Source organism: Bradyrhizobium sp. WSM4874 (assembly GCF_055811835.1).
The window spans coordinates 15,036-34,326 of sequence record NZ_JBVVPR010000032.1 but is presented as its reverse complement, the minus strand read 5'-3'; the positions used below and the strand labels follow the sequence as shown (position 1 = coordinate 34,326).

20 protein-coding genes are annotated in these 19,291 nt (G+C 64.5%); 3 read left to right on the top strand and 17 right to left on the bottom strand.

All coding sequences use genetic code 11. The annotated features are described in order from the left end of the window. Positions 1–68 precede the first annotated feature (68 nt). The 4 genes from AC0L3P_RS27445 to AC0L3P_RS27430 all read right to left on the bottom strand — a co-directional run bounded on the left by AC0L3P_RS27445 (position 69) and on the right by AC0L3P_RS27430 (position 4,353). Positions 69–791, bottom strand: a complete 723-nt coding sequence (locus AC0L3P_RS27445; protein ID WP_354061241.1) for an SDR family NAD(P)-dependent oxidoreductase — start codon at positions 789–791, stop codon at positions 69–71. Further along, positions 784–2,166 (bottom strand): class I adenylate-forming enzyme family protein, encoded by a 1,383-nt coding sequence (locus tag AC0L3P_RS27440; RefSeq protein ID WP_473306749.1) that lies wholly within the window; start codon positions 2,164–2,166, stop codon positions 784–786. The genes AC0L3P_RS27445 and AC0L3P_RS27440 overlap by 8 nt, the downstream gene beginning before the upstream one ends. Next, on the bottom strand, positions 2,153–2,398 hold the full coding sequence (locus AC0L3P_RS27435) for an acyl carrier protein (RefSeq protein WP_007597226.1): 246 nt from the start codon (positions 2,396–2,398) through the stop codon (positions 2,153–2,155). Before AC0L3P_RS27435 ends, AC0L3P_RS27440 begins: the two co-directional genes overlap by 14 nt. A gap of 140 nt (positions 2,399–2,538) precedes the next feature. Then, positions 2,539–4,353 (bottom strand): long-chain-acyl-CoA synthetase, encoded by a 1,815-nt coding sequence (locus AC0L3P_RS27430; RefSeq protein ID WP_473306746.1) that lies wholly within the window; start codon positions 4,351–4,353, stop codon positions 2,539–2,541. A gap of 120 nt (positions 4,354–4,473) precedes the next feature. On the opposite strand from AC0L3P_RS27430, the gene AC0L3P_RS27425 reads away from it, so the two are divergent. Beyond that, on the top strand, positions 4,474–4,683 hold the full coding sequence (locus tag AC0L3P_RS27425; RefSeq protein WP_354208341.1) for a hypothetical protein: 210 nt from the start codon (positions 4,474–4,476) through the stop codon (positions 4,681–4,683). A 105-nt stretch (positions 4,684–4,788) separates the two neighbouring features. Here the strand turns inward: AC0L3P_RS27425 and AC0L3P_RS27420 are convergent, their stop codons facing one another. From AC0L3P_RS27420 to AC0L3P_RS27395, 6 genes are all read right to left on the bottom strand, one after another. Beyond that, the gene (locus tag AC0L3P_RS27420; protein WP_354208342.1) at positions 4,789–5,058 is read right to left on the bottom strand and encodes a DUF3551 domain-containing protein; all 270 of its coding nucleotides are present in this window, start codon (positions 5,056–5,058) and stop codon (positions 4,789–4,791) included. A gap of 32 nt (positions 5,059–5,090) precedes the next feature. Next, the gene (locus AC0L3P_RS27415) at positions 5,091–5,369 is read right to left on the bottom strand and encodes a DUF3551 domain-containing protein (protein ID WP_354208343.1); all 279 of its coding nucleotides are present in this window, start codon (positions 5,367–5,369) and stop codon (positions 5,091–5,093) included. 123 nt (positions 5,370–5,492) lie between these two features. After that, entirely contained in the window at positions 5,493–7,370 is a 1,878-nt protein-coding gene (gene htpG / locus AC0L3P_RS27410) for a molecular chaperone HtpG (RefSeq protein ID WP_473306738.1), read from the bottom strand. Between the two features lie 123 nt (positions 7,371–7,493). Continuing rightward, the gene (locus AC0L3P_RS27405; RefSeq protein WP_473306733.1) at positions 7,494–7,925 is read right to left on the bottom strand and encodes a hypothetical protein; all 432 of its coding nucleotides are present in this window, start codon (positions 7,923–7,925) and stop codon (positions 7,494–7,496) included. Between the two features lie 250 nt (positions 7,926–8,175). Next, on the bottom strand, positions 8,176–8,775 hold the full coding sequence (locus AC0L3P_RS27400) for a nuclear transport factor 2 family protein (protein WP_473306730.1): 600 nt from the start codon (positions 8,773–8,775) through the stop codon (positions 8,176–8,178). Positions 8,776–8,938: 163 nt separating this feature from the next. Further along, positions 8,939–9,745 carry a response regulator gene (locus tag AC0L3P_RS27395; protein ID WP_007597237.1) on the bottom strand — a complete coding sequence of 269 codons (807 nt, stop codon included), beginning with the start codon at positions 9,743–9,745 and terminating at the stop codon, positions 8,939–8,941. 221 nt (positions 9,746–9,966) lie between these two features. Here AC0L3P_RS27395 and AC0L3P_RS27390 point away from each other — a divergent pair, with 221 nt between their 5' ends. Further along, positions 9,967–10,200 carry a NepR family anti-sigma factor gene (locus AC0L3P_RS27390; RefSeq protein ID WP_007597239.1) on the top strand — a complete coding sequence of 78 codons (234 nt, stop codon included), beginning with the start codon at positions 9,967–9,969 and terminating at the stop codon, positions 10,198–10,200. Further along, positions 10,200–10,748 carry a sigma-70 family RNA polymerase sigma factor gene (locus tag AC0L3P_RS27385; protein WP_007597240.1) on the top strand — a complete coding sequence of 183 codons (549 nt, stop codon included), beginning with the start codon at positions 10,200–10,202 and terminating at the stop codon, positions 10,746–10,748. Before AC0L3P_RS27390 ends, AC0L3P_RS27385 begins: the two co-directional genes overlap by 1 nt. A 117-nt stretch (positions 10,749–10,865) precedes the next feature. On the opposite strand, the gene AC0L3P_RS27380 is transcribed toward AC0L3P_RS27385, so the two are convergent. The 7 genes from AC0L3P_RS27380 to AC0L3P_RS27350 form a co-directional block, all read right to left on the bottom strand. Next, a complete protein-coding gene (locus AC0L3P_RS27380; RefSeq protein ID WP_473306728.1) occupies positions 10,866–11,564 on the bottom strand; it encodes a nitroreductase in 699 nt (232 codons plus the stop codon). A gap of 142 nt (positions 11,565–11,706) precedes the next feature. Beyond that, positions 11,707–12,951, bottom strand: a complete 1,245-nt coding sequence (locus tag AC0L3P_RS27375) for an acyl-CoA dehydrogenase (protein WP_473306725.1) — start codon at positions 12,949–12,951, stop codon at positions 11,707–11,709. Between the two features lie 123 nt (positions 12,952–13,074). Continuing rightward, positions 13,075–14,319 (bottom strand): acyl-CoA dehydrogenase, encoded by a 1,245-nt coding sequence (locus AC0L3P_RS27370; RefSeq protein WP_473306721.1) that lies wholly within the window; start codon positions 14,317–14,319, stop codon positions 13,075–13,077. Between the two features lie 141 nt (positions 14,320–14,460). Further along, a complete protein-coding gene (locus AC0L3P_RS27365; RefSeq protein ID WP_473306718.1) occupies positions 14,461–15,588 on the bottom strand; it encodes an acyl-CoA dehydrogenase family protein in 1,128 nt (375 codons plus the stop codon). A gap of 27 nt (positions 15,589–15,615) precedes the next feature. After that, entirely contained in the window at positions 15,616–17,487 is a 1,872-nt protein-coding gene (locus AC0L3P_RS27360; RefSeq protein WP_473306715.1) for an AMP-binding protein, read from the bottom strand. A 43-nt stretch (positions 17,488–17,530) separates the two neighbouring features. Next, positions 17,531–18,337 (bottom strand): enoyl-CoA hydratase/isomerase family protein, encoded by an 807-nt coding sequence (locus AC0L3P_RS27355; RefSeq protein ID WP_473306712.1) that lies wholly within the window; start codon positions 18,335–18,337, stop codon positions 17,531–17,533. Between the two features lie 187 nt (positions 18,338–18,524). Then, positions 18,525–19,283 carry an SDR family NAD(P)-dependent oxidoreductase gene (locus AC0L3P_RS27350; RefSeq protein WP_354061210.1) on the bottom strand — a complete coding sequence of 253 codons (759 nt, stop codon included), beginning with the start codon at positions 19,281–19,283 and terminating at the stop codon, positions 18,525–18,527. Positions 19,284–19,291: the final 8 nt, after the last annotated feature.

Here is a 19,291-nt window from a genome sequence, read left to right as displayed (position 1 = left end):
CATCTTACGACCAAATCCGGATGATGTCATTGCGCCGGATCAATGCAATTGTGGCGGTGGAGTTCCGCCTACGCCGTGTTGCCCGCGTCGACCGTGAACACGGTCCCCGTCACATTGCGGCCGCCCTCCCCCAGCAGATATTCCACCATGCGCGCGACGTCGTCGGTCTCCGGCAGGCGGCGCAGCGCGCTGCGGCCGGCGATGCGCTTGCGGCTATCGTCGGAGAGATTGTGCGTCAGCTCGGTGTCGATGAAACCGGGCGCGATCGCGTTCACGGTGATGCCGAGCTTGCCGACCTCGCGCGCGAGCGAGCGGGTGAAGCCGGTGGCGGCAGCCTTGGTCGCACCGTAGACGGAGAGGCCGTTATAGCCTGTCGTCGCGATGATCGAGGAGATGTTGATGATACGGCCGGCGCCATCGGCCATCATCTGGCGCACGACATATTTGGTGAGAATGATCGGCGACAGCACGTTGAGCTGCACCAGCGCCTCGATCTCGGAATTGTGCATGGTCGCGAGCAGGCCTTCGGTGCCGAGGCCGGCATTGTTGACGAGGCCGTAGATCGGGCCGAATTCGTCGCGCACGAGCTTTGCATAAGCGGGGATCGCGTCGATGACGGCGAGGTCGCAGGCGCGGAAATGCAGGCGCCCCCCCGACCCGGCAATCGCTGCCTTTAGCTCGTCGCTCTCGCGCCGCGCCGCCGCGATCACGTTATAGCCGGCATCGACGAGCCGCTGGCCGATCGCAAGGCCGATGCCGCGGCTGCCGCCGGTGACGAGGACATTATGCATCGGTGCGCGCCAGTTTGCCGGCCGGGGTGACGTCGAGCGCTTCGACGAAGCGGATCACCGCCGGCACCTTGTGGGACGCGAGCTGCGCGCGGCACTGATCCAGGATCTGGTCGCGGATCTCTTTCGCGCGCGCCGGATCGGTGCCGTCGGCGAGGATCACGTCGGCGACGACGATGCCGCCGGTGATCGGGCTCTTGCGTGACTTCGCCCGCGACATCCGCACGCCGGGATGTCGATTGATCACCGCCTCGATCTCTTCGGGGTGAACCTTCAGCCCACCGATATTGATGATGCCGCCGCGGCGGCCGACGAAATAGTAGCGGTCGCCGCGCAATTCGACGATGTCGCCGCTGTCGACATACCCGTCTGTATCGGTGAGTGCAGCCGCGTCGCGCCCGATATAGGCGTGCGCGGTGCCCGTCGAACGGATGCGGAGCGAGCCGTCGACGACCTTCATCTCGACGCCGTTACGGTTGCCGAGATAGTCGGCCGGAAAGCCTTCCAGCCCGTCATTGACGGCAAAGCCGACACCGGCTTCGGTGGATGCATAGGCATGGCCGACGGAGGAATTCGGGAACGCCGCCTTTAGGCCGTCCAGCACCGCCTGGTCGGCGATCTCGCCGGAGAGGCGGACATAGCGCGGCGCGAACTGCGCGGCCGAGCCGCTCATCAACAGCTTGCGCCAGTGCGAGGGCGTACCGGAGATGTGGGAGACGCCGCGCGCGTTCAGTCGCGTGACGTGATCGCCGAGCGCCTCATGCGGATCGGACAGCACCATCGAACCGCCCGACAGGACGGCGCGGAGGAATATCTGCAGGCCGCCATAGCGGCGGATGTCGTAGAACGTCGCCCATACCGGCGCGGGTCCGCGCGCCGGGCCTTCGGCGACGATGGCGCCGGTGAGTGCTTCCAGCGTATGGCCGACGATTTTCGGCACGCCCGACGTGCCCGAAGTGAGCATCAGCCATTCCGTGGCGCGTTCGGTCCTGGCTGGTGCGGTGGCCTGAGGCGGCAGTTGTGCGGTGACGACCAGCGGCACGCCGGTCTCGGCGCAGCGATCGGGCTCGTCGGTGACGACGGCATCGATCCCGGCATCCGCCATCAGCGCATCGAGATGCGCGGGGTTGAGATCGGGCGGACACAGCAGCATGCGACGGGCAATACCGTCGAGCTCGATCATGGCAAGGCCCGATCGGAGCTGGTCGGACAATTTCAGCAGCACCGCGCGGCCGGACAGCTCGCGCAGGCGGCCACCCAGGACCGTCTGCGACAGGATATCCGTCAGCGACACGACATCGTGCGCGTCCGACAGCGTGCGGCCCGTCAGCTCCGCGCCGAGATGGTCGCGCAGCGCAAAGATCTCACGCGGGGACATTTTCGTAGGCCCGCACGAAATCGCCCACGGTGGCGGGGAACGCTGCGTCCTCGGAAATAGTGAAGGGGTCGACGCCGGTCTCGTCCTCGAGGCGCGCCACCAGGATGGCGAAGGCGAGCGAGTCGAAGCCCGTCTCGTGCAGGGACAGGTCGTCCGAGAGTGCGGGAAGCGCGACGTGCTGCTCCTTGGCGATCTGCTGGATCGCTTCAATGACCTTAGACCGTACCGACATGGCTGGCTCGCTTCTGTTGTCGTTCGTGTTGCGGCGGTTCTTGATGACCGCCTCCCTTGGCCGCTTGTTTACCCGACAGAAGTAAATGGCTTCTTGGACAATTCGGATAAAATTGGACCTATCTCCGAATTTTCGCGCGGCTAGAGCCGGATCGTACCCTCGTTGATTCGCGTATAGGCCTCCGCGTCCAGCGCGACATAGGTGCCGGCCTTCGGGTCCAGCATGAACAGAGGATCGGAGACCGCGCGGGGATCAAATCCCTCGCGCGCGAGCTCGGCCTTCTTCTGCTTGAACGTCTCGGTCGCATCGAGCTCGCGTGAGATGCGTATGAAGACAGGGTGAGCATAGGCCGGCAGGCGCTGTGCGAGATGGGCGGGCAGCCCCTCGAGGACGAAGCCCTCGTTGACCACGATCGCGCTCATGCCGGCGCGGCCGTCGGTGCCGGGGATGCTGACGCCGTAGGTGGTGGCGTCGATCACGCCGGTGAAATCGCGCACGGCGTCATTGACCTCCGAGGTCGCGACGTTCTCGCCCTTCCAGCGAAAGGTATCGCCGATGCGGTCGACGAAGTGGAAGAAGCCTTTCTCGTCGAGCCGCATCAAATCGCCGGTTCTGAACCAGGAATCTCCCTTGGCAAAGACATCGCGCAGGATCTTCTTTTCGGTCTCGCTGGCCTCGGTGTAACCCTCGAAGCGACCGCCGCCCTCATCCGCCGTGCCGATGCGGCCTATGGCTTCACCAGCCTCGCCGCGCGCGCAGGCGATACAAAATCCCTCTGCATTGCGCAGCGGCGCGCCGTTGTCGGGGTCGAGCTTGACGAGACCGGCAGGGAAGCGATGCGCGAGCAGCGGCGGAACGCGGCCGATCGCGCCGGGCTGGCCTTCGACGTTGAACAGCGAGAAATTACCTTCCGTCGCCGCGTAGAATTCGAGGATGCGCGGAATGGCGAAACGCGCCTGAAAATCGTCCCAGATGTCACCGCGAAGGCCGTTGCCGCATACGAGCCGCAGGCGATGCCGGTTCTCGTATTCCGACGGGGGCGCCTTGAGCAGATAGCGGCAGAGCTCGCCGATATACTGAAACAACGTGCAGTCGTGGCGCACGATGTCGGGCCAAAAATTCGACGCCGAGAATTTATCCGCGATCACCACCGAGCCGCCGGCCGCCAGCATGCTGCACGGCGCGACGATGCCGCCGACCGAGTGGAACAGCGGCAGGCAATCGTAGAGCCGATCCTGCGGCGTCGCGCCGGTGAGGCCGGCAAACCAAAAGCCCCAGTTGAGGATGCGGCGGTGGCTGATGCTGGCGGCTTTCGGCAGGCCGGTCGTCCCGGACGTGTAAATCAGCAGCGCCCGGTCGTCGATGGTGACGCCGCCACGCTCGTCCGGCGAAAGCGGCCCGTCATCGAGGGCGGCAAGCGCGACATCGATCGGACGCTCGCCGCGGGCATCGCCATGGGTCCAGACCTTCGCTTCCGTCTTCAGGTGCGGCGACGCGCCGTCCAGCGCCTCCGCAAGCTCGTGCGCGACAATGATGTGAGCGGGCTTTGCCACTCCGATGCAACGCGCGAGCGACTGGCCTACGAGTTTGGTGTTGATCAGCGCGACCACGCCGCCGACCCGGCTGATGCCGAGCCAGGCCGCGACATAATCGATGCCGTTCGGCATGATCAGCGCGACAGTGTCGCCCTTGGCCACACCGGCCGAGCGCGCCCACCGCGCATAACGATTGATGCGCTTCGAGAGCCCCTCATAGTCGAGGCTCGCGTCATCGGTGGCCAGCGCAATGCGGTCGGGCTGGCGCTGCGCCCAATCATCGACGACGTCGGCGAACAGCCGGCCCGGCAACGTCTCGATCGTTGCGGTGAGCTCGATCGCCTTCAGCCAGATTTTCGAAGCCGAAGGTGCGCGCGCGGCTTTCGGTTGCTCGATGACGCCGATTGTCATGCCGTTCATTCTTTCGGAACGTGTCTGCTGGTTCCCGGCAGCTTAGCTCGCACGCCCTGCCCAGGTGTTAAGAGACGAGGTAAAACCGGGTTAGCGCGCGATTAACTCTAGCGATCCTTTACCAAATCGGTGGGATCGGCGTGCGCGGGCACGCTCACCGGCTACGAGACGAGTTCGTTCTACGGTGTCGGCGCTCCGCACGACACGCCGCGCGAGATCGTCGATCTGCTCAAGCGCGAAATCGACGCCGCGCTGTCGACGCGGAGATCAAGTCCCGCATCGCCGGGCTCGGCGCAATTCCGCTGCACGGCAATGCAGGCGAGTTCGGCGGCATGCTGACGGCGAGGAACCGACCGCTGGCTGAAGGTGGTGGAGTTGTCGGGCATCCGGAAGGAGTAGCGACCGCACCTGCACGCGACGCGGAAGCGCTGAATCCGCGCATCGCTAGCCGCCTCGCTGATGGCGCGAGCGCTGCGGCGGTGCGTTGAACGGATAATACGGATTGAGATCGCAGGTGGCGGAGCGGCCCGAAGCGGTGGCGCGGCACTGCGGCAGCGAGGTGAAGGAGCAATCGTACCACTCCCCGCCCCCGCTGTTCGCACCGGAATAAACGTGCATGCAGATGGGATAGTGCGGATCGAAGGTCTGTGCACGCGACGGCGCGGCCGTGAGCAGGGCACCGACGGTCACGATCAGGCCGAATGAGCGACGCATTAAAATTCCCCTGAAAGCCGCATTGCGGAACGCTAGTGCACCTTCTTAGGGCGCCGGCGCGGCGGCGGCGGTTCATCGAAAGCATAGTAGGGATTGACGTCGCAGCTTGCCGAGCGGCCCGAGGCCGTGGCGCGGCACTGCGGCAGCGAGGTGAAGGAGCAGTCGAAATAGTCGCCGCCGCCACCGCCGAAGCCGCCGGGCATGTAGACGTGCATGCACACCGGATAACGTGGATCGTAGGTCTGAGCGCTGGCATCTGCCGCCACGAACAGCGTGGCAATCGCGGTGAGGGTCAGGATCGGCAAACGCATGGAGAAATCCTCGAATCGTTCATGTCGGCAGCCCGGATGCCAGCCACCTCGTATGGCATAACACCACGGCAGAGGCGACCGTTCCTCAGCGCAGATGACGCCAAGGTGAGTGTGGTCCGACCGCTACCCGCCGAGCCCCTGCAACACCAGCCGATTCAGCCTGGCCGCAAACGCGGCAGGGTCTTCCGGCAGTTCGCCATCCAGGATCTGCGCCTGTTCGAGCAGGAGCAGGCTGAGGTCGTCGACCGCCTTCGAGCCGGCCTGAGCCTTGGTGATCGCGGTGACCAGCGGATGGCGCAGGTTGATCTCGAGGATCGGCTTGGTGCGCATGCCACGGTTCTGCTGGGCCAGGATGCGCTCGAGCTCGCGGCTCGGTCCCTGGCTGTCGGCGACGAGGCAGGAGGCGGAGCTGGTGAGACGCGTCGATGCCTTGACGTCGCTGACGCGCTCGCCGAGCGCGGCCTTGATCACCGCGATGGTGGCGGCCTCGTCGGCGGCCGGCTCGTCCTTCTTCGCCTCGTCCGCCTCGTCGACGCGCGGGATCAGGTCGAGGTTGAGGTCGCCCTGGCTCAGCGACTTCAGCGGCTTGCCGTCGAACTCCGATGGCATCGAGGTCCAGAAGGCATCGACGGGATCGGACAGCAGCAGCACTTCGATGCCGCGCGCAGTCGCCGCCTCGAGCCGGGGGCTCGACTTCAGCCGCTCGATGCTGTCGCCGACGAGATAATAGATCTCGGTCTGGTTCGGCTTGAAATCGGCGATGACGTCCTTGAGCGAGCGCTTCTCGCCCGAGGTCGTGGTGAAACGCGACAGCGCGAGCAGCTTTTCGCGGCGTTCGAAATCCTCGTAGATGCCTTCCTTCAGCACCGCACCGAAGGCCTCCCAGATCTTCGCGAAGTTCTCCGGATTCTTCTCGGCAAGGCTTTCGAGCTCGGACAAGACGCGGGTCGCCACGGCCTTGCGGATCTGCGCGAGCTGCGGATTGTTCTGAAGCATCTCGCGGGAGATATTGAGCGGAAGATCCTCGCTGTCGACGACGCCGCGGATGAAGCGGAGGTAGCCCGGCAGCAGATCGGCATCGTCGGTGATGAAGACGCGGCGGACATACAGCTTGACGCGCCCCTTGCGGTTCGGCTCGAACAGGTCGAACGGCTTGGTCGAAGGCGCGAACAGCAGCACGGCGTAGGAGTAACGCCCCTCCGCGCGATAATGCAGCGTCATCGCAGGATCGTCGAAGGCGGAGGCAATCTGCTGATAGGCCTTCTTGTAGTCTTCCGGTGTGAGCTCGGATTTCGAGCGCTGCCACAGCGCGCTCGCAGAATTGATCTGACGCGGCTCCCCCTCTTCAGGCACGAGCTCGATGGGGAAGAGGATGTTGTCGGAATATGCGCCGACGATACGTTCGATCTCGTAAGCTTCGAGATATTTCTTCGCATCGTCCTTGAGGTGCAGGACGATCTCGGTGCCGCGCTGCACGCGGGCCGCATCCTCTTCGCTGGCACGCGCGATCTCGAAGCCCGAGCCGCCCGAGGACGTCCAGGTCCAGACGTCGCTCTCGCCGGCGCGGCGGCTGACCACGACGATCCTGTCGGCGACCATGAAGGCGGAATAGAAGCCGACGCCGAACTGGCCGATCAGGCCGAGACCATCCTTGGCCTCCTTGAGCTTCGACACGAAAGCCTTGGTGCCGGAGCGGGCGATGGTGCCGAGGTGGTCGATCAGTTCCTGCCGCTCCATGCCGATGCCGTTGTCGGCGATCGCAAGCGTTCCGGCCGTCTTGTTCGGAATGATCCGGATCTTGAGCGCGTCGCCCTCGCCCAGCAGCGCCGGACTCGCGATGGCCTCATAGCGCAGCTTGTCGCAGGCGTCCGAAGCGTTGGAGACGAGCTCGCGCAGGAAGATATCGGTCTCGGAATAGACGGAGTGCACCATCAGGTGCAGAAGCTCGGAAACCTCGGCCTGGAAGGGCTGCGTATGCACAGCCGTGTCTGACGTCGTCATGCGTTTACCCGGTCAATCGAAAAGGGGAAGAAACCCGGGATATAACGCGAGGGGGCAGGGGATCAAGTGGACGTCAGCGATCGCCCTCAGGGCGGAGGGCGATTTGTCCGCAGCAAATGCCGATCAGGTCACGCAGCGGCCGGGCTGGAGCAGTTTTGCGACCTCGGTCAGGGAGCTGACCATCGGCTCGCAGGCAATCGTCGGCTTTTTGCGGCTCTGCTTCTGGTCCGGGAGCAGCACCGGCGGCGGCTTGGCGTTGCCGGTCTCGATCACCGCGGGGACCCGCAGCAGCACCGACGTGTCGGCCAGATCGTTCAGCCGCATCGACACGGTGCGGGTCGGAACCTCCGCCGGCTTGATGTCCGCCAGCCGGTCGGCTTTGCTGGAGCGATTGACGTTATAGCCCGGCTTGTCAGCGACCGCCTGCCAGCGGTCGGCCAGATCATGGCCCGAGGCCAGCTGCACGGCGCCGACTTGGACGGCGCCGACTTGGACGGCGCCAAGCGTCGCGGCGATCGCGACGGCGCCTAAAAATACCTTTTGAATCTGTGACATGGCTGTCGGTCCCTCGCCCCATGGCGATCGCGGGAACAACGCGAGGAGAGGACCCAGAGTTCTCAGTCGTTAAGATCACTTAACCGTGTGCGAAAAGGGCACGGTCCGCGCGAAAAATTTCGCAACCGCCTGGAACGACTTTCGCGGACGGGAGTCGTCTCAACAGCCGGCTATTCCCCCCTGCCCCATAAGCCGGCGACGTAGGGCGCGACTGTGGTGATGCCAGTCGCGCCTTACTTTTGTCTGGAGTTCAGTTCGCCTTCCCCGCGAGCCACTCCCGCCCCTCCCCATAGAGCTTCTCGACCTCAGGCCCGGTCAGGCCCGGCATGTCGCGCTTGACCTTGTAGCCGATCAGCTCCTGCATGTAGGCGAGGTGGCGGTAGCCTTCCGGCAGCGCGGCAAGGGCTTTCTGGTCGAGCTGAAGTGTCGCGGCCGAGTCGACCGGGTCGATCCGGTCCTTCTCGTAAATCGGCTGGCGGCGGACGATGCCCCATTTTCCCTGCCGCTTCTCCAGGAAATCGTAGAAGCGCCCGGTGCAGACGACGTCGCAGGGCACGTCGTGCACCGGCGCGCGCTGCGAGATGGTCATCTTGGTCTGCGCGATGGCGCGCGCCCCCTCGAGATCGATATTGCAGCCGCCGAGGAAATGCAGGATGCGCACGCCCTTGGCGAACCCCTCCTGGCTCACCTTCATGAAATCCCGCGCCGGCCCCTGAAACCAGGTGGCGGACATCCAGCCCTCTTCATGCCAGACCGTGGCAAAGCGCTCCCAATCGCCGGCATCCCGCCACACCGCCCAGTTCTCGACGAGGTCGCGGATGGCGAGGCGGTCGAGGAGTTGCTGGTCCATGAACACGTCTCCGATGGCGCTGCGGCTGCAACGCGGCCGCTGCGCGAGGTATGAGCGGTGAATTCGATGGCCGTCAAGCGTGGCAACCTGATCAACGAAAATCCGGCGCACCTTGCAGCACGCCGGATCGGGATTTCGTCACATGCCGGGCGTAGGCGCTTCCTTACGCCGCCGGCACTTTCGGCGCGCGGTTGCGGGAGTTGCGCTGGAAGAACAGCGCCTGGCTCGCCACCGCCGACACCATCGCCGGCTGGAATGGTTTCGAGATCAGGAACGCCGGCTCGGGGCGCTCGCCGGTAAGGAAGCGCTCCGGGTACGCGGTGATGAACACCACCGGCACCTCGAAGGTGCGGAGCAGCTCGTTGACGGCATCGAGGCCCGACGAGCCGTCGGCGAGCTGGATGTCGGCGAGGATCAGGCCGGGTCGCTTGTTCTTTGCCAAGGCGACCGCATCGGCGTGGGTGCGGGCTACGCCGACGACATTGTGACCGAGGTTCTTCACCAGGCTTTCGAGATCCATGGCGATGAAGGTCTCATCCTCGATGATCAGCACGTCGGTGGCGATCTCGGCGGCCATTTCACGGCCTGCGGCATCTGCAAGCCGGCGCGTCTCGCCGACGTCGGTGCCGAGAATGTAGCCGACCTCTTCTTCCGAAAAACCCTCCAGCGAGAGCAGCAGGAAGGCTTGCCGCGGCAACGGCGTGATGTTCGACAGCCGTCGCTCCGGCGGCATCGGCAGGTTCGTCACCTCGGAATCGTCGTTGACAGACACGGAATTCCAGATCTGGGTGAACAGCCGGAACAGGCCGGCGCGCGGCCCGTGGCTCTCGTCGAGCACCGACGGATCTCCCAGCATGGCTTCCAACATGGCTGCGACATAGGCGTCACCGGAGGACTGGCTGCCCGTCAGGGCGCGTGCGTACCGGCGCAACAACGGCAAGTGTTCAGCAACAAGCTGTGAACGGGACATCCCCACTCCATATCATCTTCGGGCCGACCTTGACGTGCAGGCGTTAGGCGGGGGGCCCGGGTTCCCCTGCTGGGCTGATTACGCCTCAGATCAAGAAAAGTTCCGCATGGGGGCGGAACTTTTTCTCGCAGCTCGCATTGAGCCTATCCAGGGAACGGCTCCCGGTTGAGAGAACTTCTCGATTTTACAGTTACTTAACTCGGGGAAACGTGGAACAGGTCATGAAAGATCTCAAGTCTCAAGCCAGCAAAAGCACGACCCCCGGTAAGGGAGGGCTCACTCCGGAGATCCAGTCCCGGATCGGGCACCAGCTGCGCGCCATGTACGACGACGTGGTGCGGCAGGGGGTTCCGGACCGGTTCGCGGAACTGATCAAGAAACTTGATGCGCCGGGAGCGACACCCCAAGTGGAAAATGGTGGCGGTTCTAACGACAACAACAATGGGAGGGATTGATGCCTCTCACGGACTCCCTGCGTAACGACATCTTGGCGGCCGTGCCCAGTCTGCGCGCGTTCGCCATCTCGCTCAGCGGCAATGCCGATCGCGCCGACGATCTGGTCCAGGAGACGCTGTTGCGCGCGCTCGCCAACATCGACTCGTTCCAGCCCGGCTCCAATCTGCCGGCGTGGCTGTTCACGATCCTGCGCAACCTGTTCCGCTCCGACTATCGCAAGCGGCGGCGGGAAGTCGAGGACGCCGAAGGCAATTATGCCAAGACGCTGAAGACACAGCCCTCGCAGAACGCCCATCTCGAGTTCGAGGAATTCCGCACGGCGCTCGACAAGCTTCCGCAGGACCAGCGTGAAGCGCTGATCCTCGTCGGCGCCTCCGGCTTCTCCTATGAGGATGCGGCCTCGATCTGCGGCTGCGCAGTGGGCACGATCAAGAGCCGCGTCAACCGTGCGCGCTCCAAGCTCGCGGCGCTGCTCTATGTCGACGGCGCCGAGGATTTCGGACCCGACGAGACCATTCGCGCCGTGATCGGCGGCAGCGGCGGCTGACGGCCGGCCTCAATCGGACTGAGACCGCTTTTAAGGGGGCCGCTTGCTGCGGCCGCCTTCGCACGTCTGACGTGATCACGTCTGAAACGTGATGCGGCGGCGCCTGCGCCGCATCGATTATTCGTCCACGAAGGTCACGGTTTCGGCCACGCTCGCACGCGACGTGCGGTAGCTGTTGACCTTGTGGGCGTTGTCGGCATAGCCGAACGAGATGCCGCAGACGATGCGGCGATCATCGGGCAGATTGAAATGGCGGCGGATCAGGCCGGAGTGGCGCGCCAGCGCCGCCTGCGGAATGGTGCCGAGCCCGAGCGCCTGCGCCGCCAGCATGAAATTGGAGACATAGGCACCGCAATCGATCGCGCCGTAGATGCCGAGCGGCTCGCTGGTGTGAATGATCGCCACATGCGGCGCACCGAAGAAATTGTAGTTCTCCAGCGCCTGCTTGGCGTAAGCACTTCTGTCGCCGCGGGCGATGCCCAGCGTGTTGTAGAGCTGAAAGCCGCTCTCGCGGCGGCGGTCGAGATAGACGCCGACATATTCGCGCGGCGGGGTGAAATCGTAATCGTCGCCGAGACCGCTGGAGGCTTCCCTGTAGATCAGCTGGCGAAAGCGCTCCTTGGCTTCGCCGCTGGCGATGACGACCTGCCAGGGCTGGCTGTTGCACCAGGACGCGGTACGCTGCGCGGTGGTCAGCACATGCTCGATAGTGGCGCGGTCGACTTCCCTGGGCAGGAAGGCGCGGACGGAGTAGCGCTCGTTGAGCAGCTCTTCGAGCACGCCGATGCGGTTATTCTGATTGACTGCAGCGTCCATGAAATTAACCCGTGCCCTTCTCTTCGTAGGGTGGGCAAAGGCGCTCTAGCCCCGTGCCCACCGACAGACTTTCCTCGGAGCATCTGCTTTTGGTGGGCACGCTTCGCTTTGCCCACCCTACGGGATGCAGCGAGAAACGGGATCACCGCCCCTTGGTCGGGATCTTGTTATACGGTACGTCCTTGTCGACGCGGATGTCGCCCGGCAATCCCAGCACCCGCTCGGCGATGATGTTGCGCAAAATCTCGTCGGTGCCGCCGGCGATCCGCATCGACGGCGAGGACAGCAGCATCTGCTGGAATTGGCCCTGCGCCGTCTCCTCGTCGCTGCCTGTGAGAACGCCGGCCGCGCCCTGGAGGTCCATGGCATAGGTCGCGATGTCCTGGAGCATCATGCCGGAGACCAGCTTGCCGATGGAATTTTCCGGGCCCGGCTGCTCGCCCTTCGACAGCGATGAGATCGCGCGGTAGCTGGTGTATTTCAGCCCGCTCGCCTTCACGGCCCAGTTCGCCAGCTTCGAACGCACGGCGGGATCGTCGATCGCGAGCCCGTCCTCCAGCATCAGGTTGGAGCAGAACTCGAACATTTCAGGGACGCCAGTCGCAAGCCGCGAGCCGATCGACATGCGCTCGTTCATCAGCGTGGTCAGCGAGACGCTCCAGCCTTCGCCGACGGCGCCGAGCCGCTGGCGGTCCGGAATCACCACGTCGGTGAAATAGACCTCGTTGAATTCCTCCATGCCGTTGGCCTGCTTGATCGGCCGCACCTCGACGCCGGGGCTCTTCATGTCCAGGAAGAACATGGTGAGACCCTTGTGCTTGGGCACGTTCGGATCGGTGCGCGCGATTAGGAGGCCGAAGTCGGAATAATGCGCGCCGGAGGTCCAGATCTTCTGGCCGTTGACGACCCAATCGTCGCCCTTCTTCTCCGCGCGCGTGCGCAGGCCCGCGACATCGGAGCCGGCGGACGGCTCGGAGAACAGCTGGCACCAGATCTCCTCGCCCGAGGCCAGCTTCGGCAGATGGCGACGCTTGGCATCCTCGCTGCCCCAGGCCATCACGGTCGGGCCGCACATGCCCTCGCCGATCTGGAACGGCTGCGTCAGCTTGCCGTAGACGCCTTCTTCCTGCTGCCAGATGACGCGCTCGATCGGCGTCGCGCCGCGGCCACCATATTCCTTCGGCCAGTTCAGGCAGGCCCAGCCGCCTTCGGCCTTCTTCTTCTGCCAGGCCTTGCCGACATCGACGATGTCGTGATTGGCCAGGCGGATGCGGCCGAGCGAGGATTTCGACAGCTCGGCATGCAATTCCCTCGGTGCATTGGCCTCGACCCATTTGCGTGCGGTCTCGCGGAATGCGGCTTCCTGCGGGGTATCGTCGAAATTCATGGCGAACCTCTCAATCCTTGTTCGGTGCGTAGGGTGGGCAAAGCGAAGCGTGCCCACCACCTTTCCCTCATGCTCGACAGAGTTGGTGGGCACGGCGCTCCGCGCCTTTGCCCACCCTACGATTCATCTTCCCTTGGTCGGGATCTTGTTGAACGGCACGTCCTTGTCGACCCTGATATCGCCGGGCAGGCCCAGCACCCGCTCGGCGATGATGTTGCGCATGATCTCGTCGGTTCCGCCTTCGACGCGGGTGCCCGGCGCACGCAGCAGCATCGCCTGGAAGCGGCCGGCAACCTCGGCATCCTCGGCGCTGCTGATGACGCCGCTCGCCCCCTGCAAGTCCAGCGCATAGGTCGCGACATCCTGGATCATGGAGCCCGCGACCAGCTTGCCGATGGAATTTTCCGGTCCCGGGCGCTCGCCCTTCGACAGCGCCGAGATCGCGCGCATGCTGGTGTATTTCAGTCCGCTCGCCTTCACCGCCCAGTTGGCCAGCTTCGAGCGCACCGCGCGGTCCTCAATTGCCGGGCCGTCGTCCAGCATCAGGCTCGAGCAATATTCGAACAGCTCGGGGAAGCCGGTCGAAACGGCCGCGCCGATCGCGCTGCGCTCGTTCATCAGCGTGGTCAGCGAGACGTTCCAGCCGTCACCGACCTCGCCGAGGCGCTGATGATCGGGAATGCGAACGTTGGTGAAATAGACCTCGTTGAAATCGGAAGTGCCGCTCGCCTGCTTGATCGGCCGCACCTCGACGCCAGGGCTCTTCATGTCCAGGAAGAACATGGTGAGGCCCTTGTGCTTGGGCACGGTCGGATCGGTGCGGGTGAGCAAAATGCCGTAATCGGAATAGTGCGCGCCCGAAGTCCAGATCTTCTGGCCGTTGATGACCCAGTCGTCGCCATCCTTCTCGGCCCGCGTGCGCAGGCCCGCGACGTCCGAGCCGCCGGCGGGCTCGGAGAACAGTTGACACCACACCTTCTCGCCGGAGGCGAGCGGCGGCAGATAGGCGCGCTTATGCTCCTCGCGCGCGAACGCCATCATGGTCGGCCCGCACATGCCGTGGCCGATGATGAATATGCGGGATAGCTGGCCGAACGGTCCCTCTTCCTGCTGCCAGATCACGCGCTCGATCGGCGACGAGCCGCGGCCGCCATACTCCTTCGGCCAGTGCAGACAGGCCCAGCCGGCATCGGCCTTCTTCTTTTGCCAGGCCTTTGCCACTTCCAGAATGTTGGCGTTCTTCAATTGCGTGCGGCCGAGCGAGGACTTGCGAAGCTCCTCCTCGTACTGCTTGGGTGCATTGGCCGCGATCCAGGCGCGCGCTGTGGCGCGAAATTCGGCTTCCTGCGGTGTGTCGTCGAAGTTCATTGTCTCATCTCTCGTTCGCTCCCCGGACGCTGCGCAGCACGAAGTGACGCGCTGCAGAGCCGGGGTCCATTGCGGCCCCTGGGTCCCGGCTCTGCGAAGCGGCACTATGTGCCGCATCGCGTCCGGGACACGTACGGCGGCTCACGCCGCGTTCTTCTTGCGCATGCGATCGATCAACTGGTCTTCCCAATAGGACAGGCTGCCGAGCCCGAGCGCCATCGCATTGGCGCGGCGGTAATACATGTGGCAGTCGAACTCCCAGGTGAAACCCATGCCGCCATGAACCTGGATGTTGTTCTTGGCGCAGTGCTGGAACGCCTGCGTCGCGCTGATGCGCGCGGCGGCAGCCGCTTCCGGCAATTCGGATGCATTGGTCGAAAGTGCCCAGGCGCCGTAATAGCTGTTGGAACGCGCCAGCGTCGCCGAGACGTACATGTCGGCAAGCATGTGCTTCACCGCCTGGAACGAGCCGATCTGGCGGCCAAAGGCGATACGGTCGAGCGCGTAGTCGCGGCCCATCTCCAGCGCCCGGTCGGAGCCACCGACCTGTTCGAAGGCGCACAGCACCGCAGCGCGGTCGAGCACCTGAGTCAAAATGCTCCAGCCTTCGCCCGCAGCACCGAGCGGCTCGGCCTTGCAATTGCTGAAAGTGATCTCGGCCTGTCCGCGGGTCGGATCCAGGTTGGTGAGGCTCTTCACCTCGATACCGCCGGTTTTGAGATCGACCAGAAACAGCGAGATATCGCCGTCGCGTCCGCTCGATCCCGTCCGTGCCGCGACCACCGCGAAGTCGGCGATCGCGCCATCGGCGACCGGCTTCTTGACGCCATTGAGTACGCCATTCGCAGCCGTGAGCTTGACGTTCTTCGGTGACGGATTGCCTTTTCCCTCGAACAGCGCCAGCGTGCCGATCGCCTCGCCCGAGGCAATCGCCGGCAACCATTTCTTCTTCTGCGCGTCACTGCCTGCAATCAGCAGCGCTTCGGCAGCGAGATACACCGTGGAGGAAAACGGTACCGGTGCGTTCGCCCGGCCCATCTCTTCAGCGATCACGCAAAGCTCGAGATGACCGGCGCCGGCGCCACCAAAATCCTCGGGAATAGCGACACCGAGAAAACCCATCTCGGCGAGGCCCTTCCAGAGCTCCTTGTCGTAGGGCGCCTTGCCGTCGAGGACTGCGCGCACCGCCTTGGGTGGGCACTTCTCGGTGAGGAATTTGCGCGCCTGATCGCGGAGCTGCTTCTGGTCGTCGGAAAAATCGAAGTTCATGGCGCGTATCCGTGTTGATGATGTCGATTACTTGAGAACGATGACGTCCTGGTCAGGCTTGTCGGCATAAAGCCGCTCGACCAGCGGGGCACGGCGCTCGAGGCCGGCGCGCTGGTTGATGTAGCCCTTGTCGGTGAGCTCGTTCCCGTCGATCGAGGGCGGCTCGGCCATCAGCATGGCACGCGCGATGATGCGGCTGCTGGCGCCTTCGCACTCCTTGTTGTGAGCCTCCAGCCCGCGCCTGAAGCAGGCGATCACCTCGGGATGCTTCACTGCAGCCTCGAAGCTGAGATCTGCCTTGCCGACAAGTTGGCGGCAGGCATGCAGGTTCGGCCAGGCCAGCAGGCCGATGAAGGCGCGATCCTGCCCCGCGACCAGCGCATCATGCACGACGGGCGTCGCGGCCGCGATGGCATCGGTGCGCAGCGAGCCGACATGGACGAAGGTGCCGGTGGTCAGCTTGAAATCTTCCACCACGCGCCCGGCAAAGATAATGCCTTTCACCGGATCGGTGTCGTCGACGAAGACGCCGGCGTCACCGATGCAATAAAAACCTTCCTCGTCGAACATCTTCTTCGTCAGATCAGGCTGGCCGAAATATCCCGGCGTGACGTTGACGCCGCGCAGACGCAGCTCGTATTTCTCGCCGCACGGCACCATCTTCAACTCGACGCCGGGGAACGGCAGGCCGATCAGGCCGACGCGCTCGGTGTCCCAATAGGTGCCGGTCGAGGTCGGCGCGGTCTCGGTCGAGCCCCAGCCGGTGTAGAACACGATGCGCTCGCCGGTGGTCTTCACGGCGAGAGCCTGCATGCGGTCGTAGAGATCATCCGGCAGCCGCGCGCCGCCATAGGCCATGATCGAGAGGTTCTTGAAGAAGGAACGGCACAGCGCGTCGTCCTTCTCCATGGCGGCGGCGAGCGCGGCATAGCCGGCGGGGACGTTGGCGTAATAGGTCGGCGAGATTTCGCGCAGATTGCGCAGCGTCTCATCGAATTGGCCCGGCATCGGCCGGCCGTCATCGATATAGAGCGTGCCGCCATCGACCAGGATCGGGTGGAAGGCCGCATTGCCGCCCATGGTGTGGTTCCAGGGCATCCAGTCCAGCATGGTTGAGATCGGACCGCTGGGATCGCGCGGCCGCACCTGCATCATCATCGCCGCATTGGCGCACATCATCGCTTGCGTGTTGATGACGGCCTTGGGCATGCCGGTCGAGCCTGACGTGAACAGCAATTTGCCGACGGTCTCAGGCGTGATCTTTGCGATCGACGCTTCGACATCGGCGGTCACGGCTGTCGCCGCTAGCTCGGCGAAGCTGACGCTCTCGATGCCCTCGCAGGGCCGCAAGACGTGAACGACGGTGACGCCGGTGAGATCGAGGGCCTTCAGCGCCTTCTCGAAAGTCGTGCCGTCCTGCACCATCACCACGCCGGGCTTGATCAGGTCGAACAGGTATTTCAGCTTGACGTGATCATGGCTCATCAAGGAGTAGGCCGGCGAGACCGGCGCGGCCGGGACGCGCGCCTGCATCGCGGCCTGCGTCATCAGCGCGTGCTCGATCGAATTGCCGGAGAGGATCGTGACCGGTCGGCCGTCAAGCGCGAGATTGAGCAGGCCTTGCGTCAACGCATCCACGGTGCGCTTGGCCTCCCCATAGGACACCTTACGCCATTCGCGGTTAGGGCCGCCGCGCTGGGCAAGCCAGATCCGCTCGGGCGCTTCCTTCGCCCATTTTGCCAGCGAAGCCGGGATATGCTTCTCGTAGGTCTGCAGCGGGATGCGCGACTTCAGCACCACCGTGCCGTCGTCGCGGCGCTCGACATCGATGTCGCGCGCAAGCCACTTGACCTTGCGAAAGGCGGGCTTCGTCATCACCGCCGCCGCGCTTCCACTCATTTTGCGTCTCCCGGAATTTCTCGTCCTTTACGGATCTTCATTGTCAGCGCCTGATATAGACAGGCTTTCGCTTCTCAAGGAAGGCCCTGATGCCTTCCGAAAATTCCTCGGAGCGGCTGCACAGGACCTGGTTGCGATCCTCCATCGCGATCACGGCTTCCAGCGATCCGGCATCGACGCTCATGTTGAGACATTCCTTGGACAGGCGCAGACCCACGGGCGACGCCGTGATGAGCGCGTCGACATAGGGTTCGGCGGCGGCGTCGAGCTTGTCTTCGTCAACGACCTCGGAGACCAGCCCGACCGCGAGTGCGCGTTCGGCGCCGATGAAGCGTCCTGTGAGGATCAGCTCCGAGGCCACGGAGACACCGACCAGGCGTGGCAGGAAATAGCTGGTGCCGATGTCGCAGCCGCCAAGGCCGAGCTTGATGAAGGCGCAGTTCATCCGCGCCGATCTCGTCGCGATGCGGATGTCGGAGGCGAGCGCAAGTGCAAAGCCGCCGCCGGCCGCCGCGCCCTGTACCAGCGCGAGGATCGGCTGCGGACAGCGCCGCATCAGCATCACGATGTCGGCGATGCGCCGCTGCGAATCCAGCGACTCGGTGACGTCAGGCGGCTCCTGCTGCCCGGCACGGCGCGCCATCGCAGCCTTGAGATCGAGGCCCGCACAGAAATTCTTGCCGGCGCCCTTCAGCACCACGACGCGCGTGTCGCGGTTGCGCTGGAGGCCCTGGAAATAGACGTTGAGCGCGTCGATCAGCGCTGGATCGAGCGCGTTGAGGTGTTCGGGACGATTGAGCGTCACGGTATCGACGCCGTCGTTGTGCTCGATCAGCAGCGGTTGGGACATGAGGCGCCTCGTGCTTGCCGCCGTTCGCGGTGCCGATTGCTGCGCCCTCTCCCCTTGTGGGAGAGGGCATGTACGCTGCGAACCCGGAATTCGCTTGGGTGAGGGGTCTGTCTCCGCGGATAGAGACCCCTCATCCGGCGCGCTACGCACGCCACCTTCTCCCACAAGGGGAGAAGGAAAAAGAGTCCTACCGCGGCGCCATGCGGATCGCGCCGTCGAGGCGAATGGTCTCGCCATTGAGCATCGGGTTCTCGACGATGTGCACGGCCAGCGAGCCGTATTCGTTGGCGTCGCCGAGACGCGCGGGATGCGGCACCTGGGCCCCTAAGCTCTTGCGGGCCTCTTCGTTCAAGCCCATCAGCAGCGGCGTCAGGAACAGGCCGGGGGCGATGGTGTTGACGCGGATCTTCTGGCTCGCGAGGTCGCGCGCGGCAGGCAGCGTGAGACCGACGACGCCACCCTTCGACGCCGCATAAGCGATCTGCCCGATCTGGCCTTCGTAAGCCGCCACCGAAGCGGTGTTGACAATGACGCCGCGCTCTTCACCGACCGGCTCGATCGTGACGAGGCGCTCGGCGAACAGACGCAGGCAGTTGAAGGTGCCGATCAAATTGACGTTGATGATGCGCGCGAACTTTTCCAGCGGGTAGACGCCGTCGCGGCCGACGATGCGCTGCGAGCCGCCGATGCCGGCGCAGTTCATTAGCACGCGCGCGACGCCGTGCGCGGCCTCCGCCTTGGCGATCGCCGCCTTGATCTGCTCCTCGTTGGTGACGTCGGCGTGAAGCGCGATGCCCTTCACTTCGGCGGCAACCTTCTCGGCGTTTTCCTTGCTCTGGTCGATCACGCCGATCCTGGCGCCCTTGGCGGCCATGGCGCGGGCGGTCGCGGCGCCAAGGCCCGACCCGCCGCCGGTGATGAGAACGGCTACGTCTTTCAACTGCATCGCTTGTA

What these genes read in the sequence shown, in the direction of transcription:
- AC0L3P_RS27385 (WP_007597240.1), top strand. Translation starts at nt 10,200, where the DNA reads ATGCCTCTCACGGACTCCCTGCGTAACGACATCTTGGCGGCCGTGCCC.
- AC0L3P_RS27350 (WP_354061210.1), bottom strand. Translation starts at nt 19,283, where the DNA reads ATGCAGTTGAAAGACGTAGCCGTTCTCATCACCGGCGGCGGGTCGGGC.
- AC0L3P_RS27420 (WP_354208342.1), bottom strand. Translation starts at nt 5,058, where the DNA reads ATGCGTCGCTCATTCGGCCTGATCGTGACCGTCGGTGCCCTGCTCACG.
- AC0L3P_RS27440 (WP_473306749.1), bottom strand. Translation starts at nt 2,166, where the DNA reads ATGTCCCCGCGTGAGATCTTTGCGCTGCGCGACCATCTCGGCGCGGAG.
- AC0L3P_RS27445 (WP_354061241.1), bottom strand. Translation starts at nt 791, where the DNA reads ATGCATAATGTCCTCGTCACCGGCGGCAGCCGCGGCATCGGCCTTGCG.
- AC0L3P_RS27415 (WP_354208343.1), bottom strand. Translation starts at nt 5,369, where the DNA reads ATGCGTTTGCCGATCCTGACCCTCACCGCGATTGCCACGCTGTTCGTG.
- AC0L3P_RS27400 (WP_473306730.1), bottom strand. Translation starts at nt 8,775, where the DNA reads ATGGACCAGCAACTCCTCGACCGCCTCGCCATCCGCGACCTCGTCGAG.
- AC0L3P_RS27405 (WP_473306733.1), bottom strand. Translation starts at nt 7,925, where the DNA reads ATGTCACAGATTCAAAAGGTATTTTTAGGCGCCGTCGCGATCGCCGCG.
- AC0L3P_RS27375 (WP_473306725.1), bottom strand. Translation starts at nt 12,951, where the DNA reads ATGAATTTCGACGATACCCCGCAGGAAGCCGCATTCCGCGAGACCGCA.
- AC0L3P_RS27390 (WP_007597239.1), top strand. Translation starts at nt 9,967, where the DNA reads ATGAAAGATCTCAAGTCTCAAGCCAGCAAAAGCACGACCCCCGGTAAG.
- AC0L3P_RS27380 (WP_473306728.1), bottom strand. Translation starts at nt 11,564, where the DNA reads ATGGACGCTGCAGTCAATCAGAATAACCGCATCGGCGTGCTCGAAGAG.
- AC0L3P_RS27355 (WP_473306712.1), bottom strand. Translation starts at nt 18,337, where the DNA reads ATGTCCCAACCGCTGCTGATCGAGCACAACGACGGCGTCGATACCGTG.
- AC0L3P_RS27430 (WP_473306746.1), bottom strand. Translation starts at nt 4,353, where the DNA reads ATGAACGGCATGACAATCGGCGTCATCGAGCAACCGAAAGCCGCGCGC.
- AC0L3P_RS27370 (WP_473306721.1), bottom strand. Translation starts at nt 14,319, where the DNA reads ATGAACTTCGACGACACACCGCAGGAAGCCGAATTTCGCGCCACAGCG.
- AC0L3P_RS27435 (WP_007597226.1), bottom strand. Translation starts at nt 2,398, where the DNA reads ATGTCGGTACGGTCTAAGGTCATTGAAGCGATCCAGCAGATCGCCAAG.
- AC0L3P_RS27360 (WP_473306715.1), bottom strand. Translation starts at nt 17,487, where the DNA reads ATGAGTGGAAGCGCGGCGGCGGTGATGACGAAGCCCGCCTTTCGCAAG.
- AC0L3P_RS27365 (WP_473306718.1), bottom strand. Translation starts at nt 15,588, where the DNA reads ATGAACTTCGATTTTTCCGACGACCAGAAGCAGCTCCGCGATCAGGCG.
- AC0L3P_RS27395 (WP_007597237.1), bottom strand. Translation starts at nt 9,745, where the DNA reads ATGTCCCGTTCACAGCTTGTTGCTGAACACTTGCCGTTGTTGCGCCGG.
- htpG (WP_473306738.1), bottom strand. Translation starts at nt 7,370, where the DNA reads ATGACGACGTCAGACACGGCTGTGCATACGCAGCCCTTCCAGGCCGAG.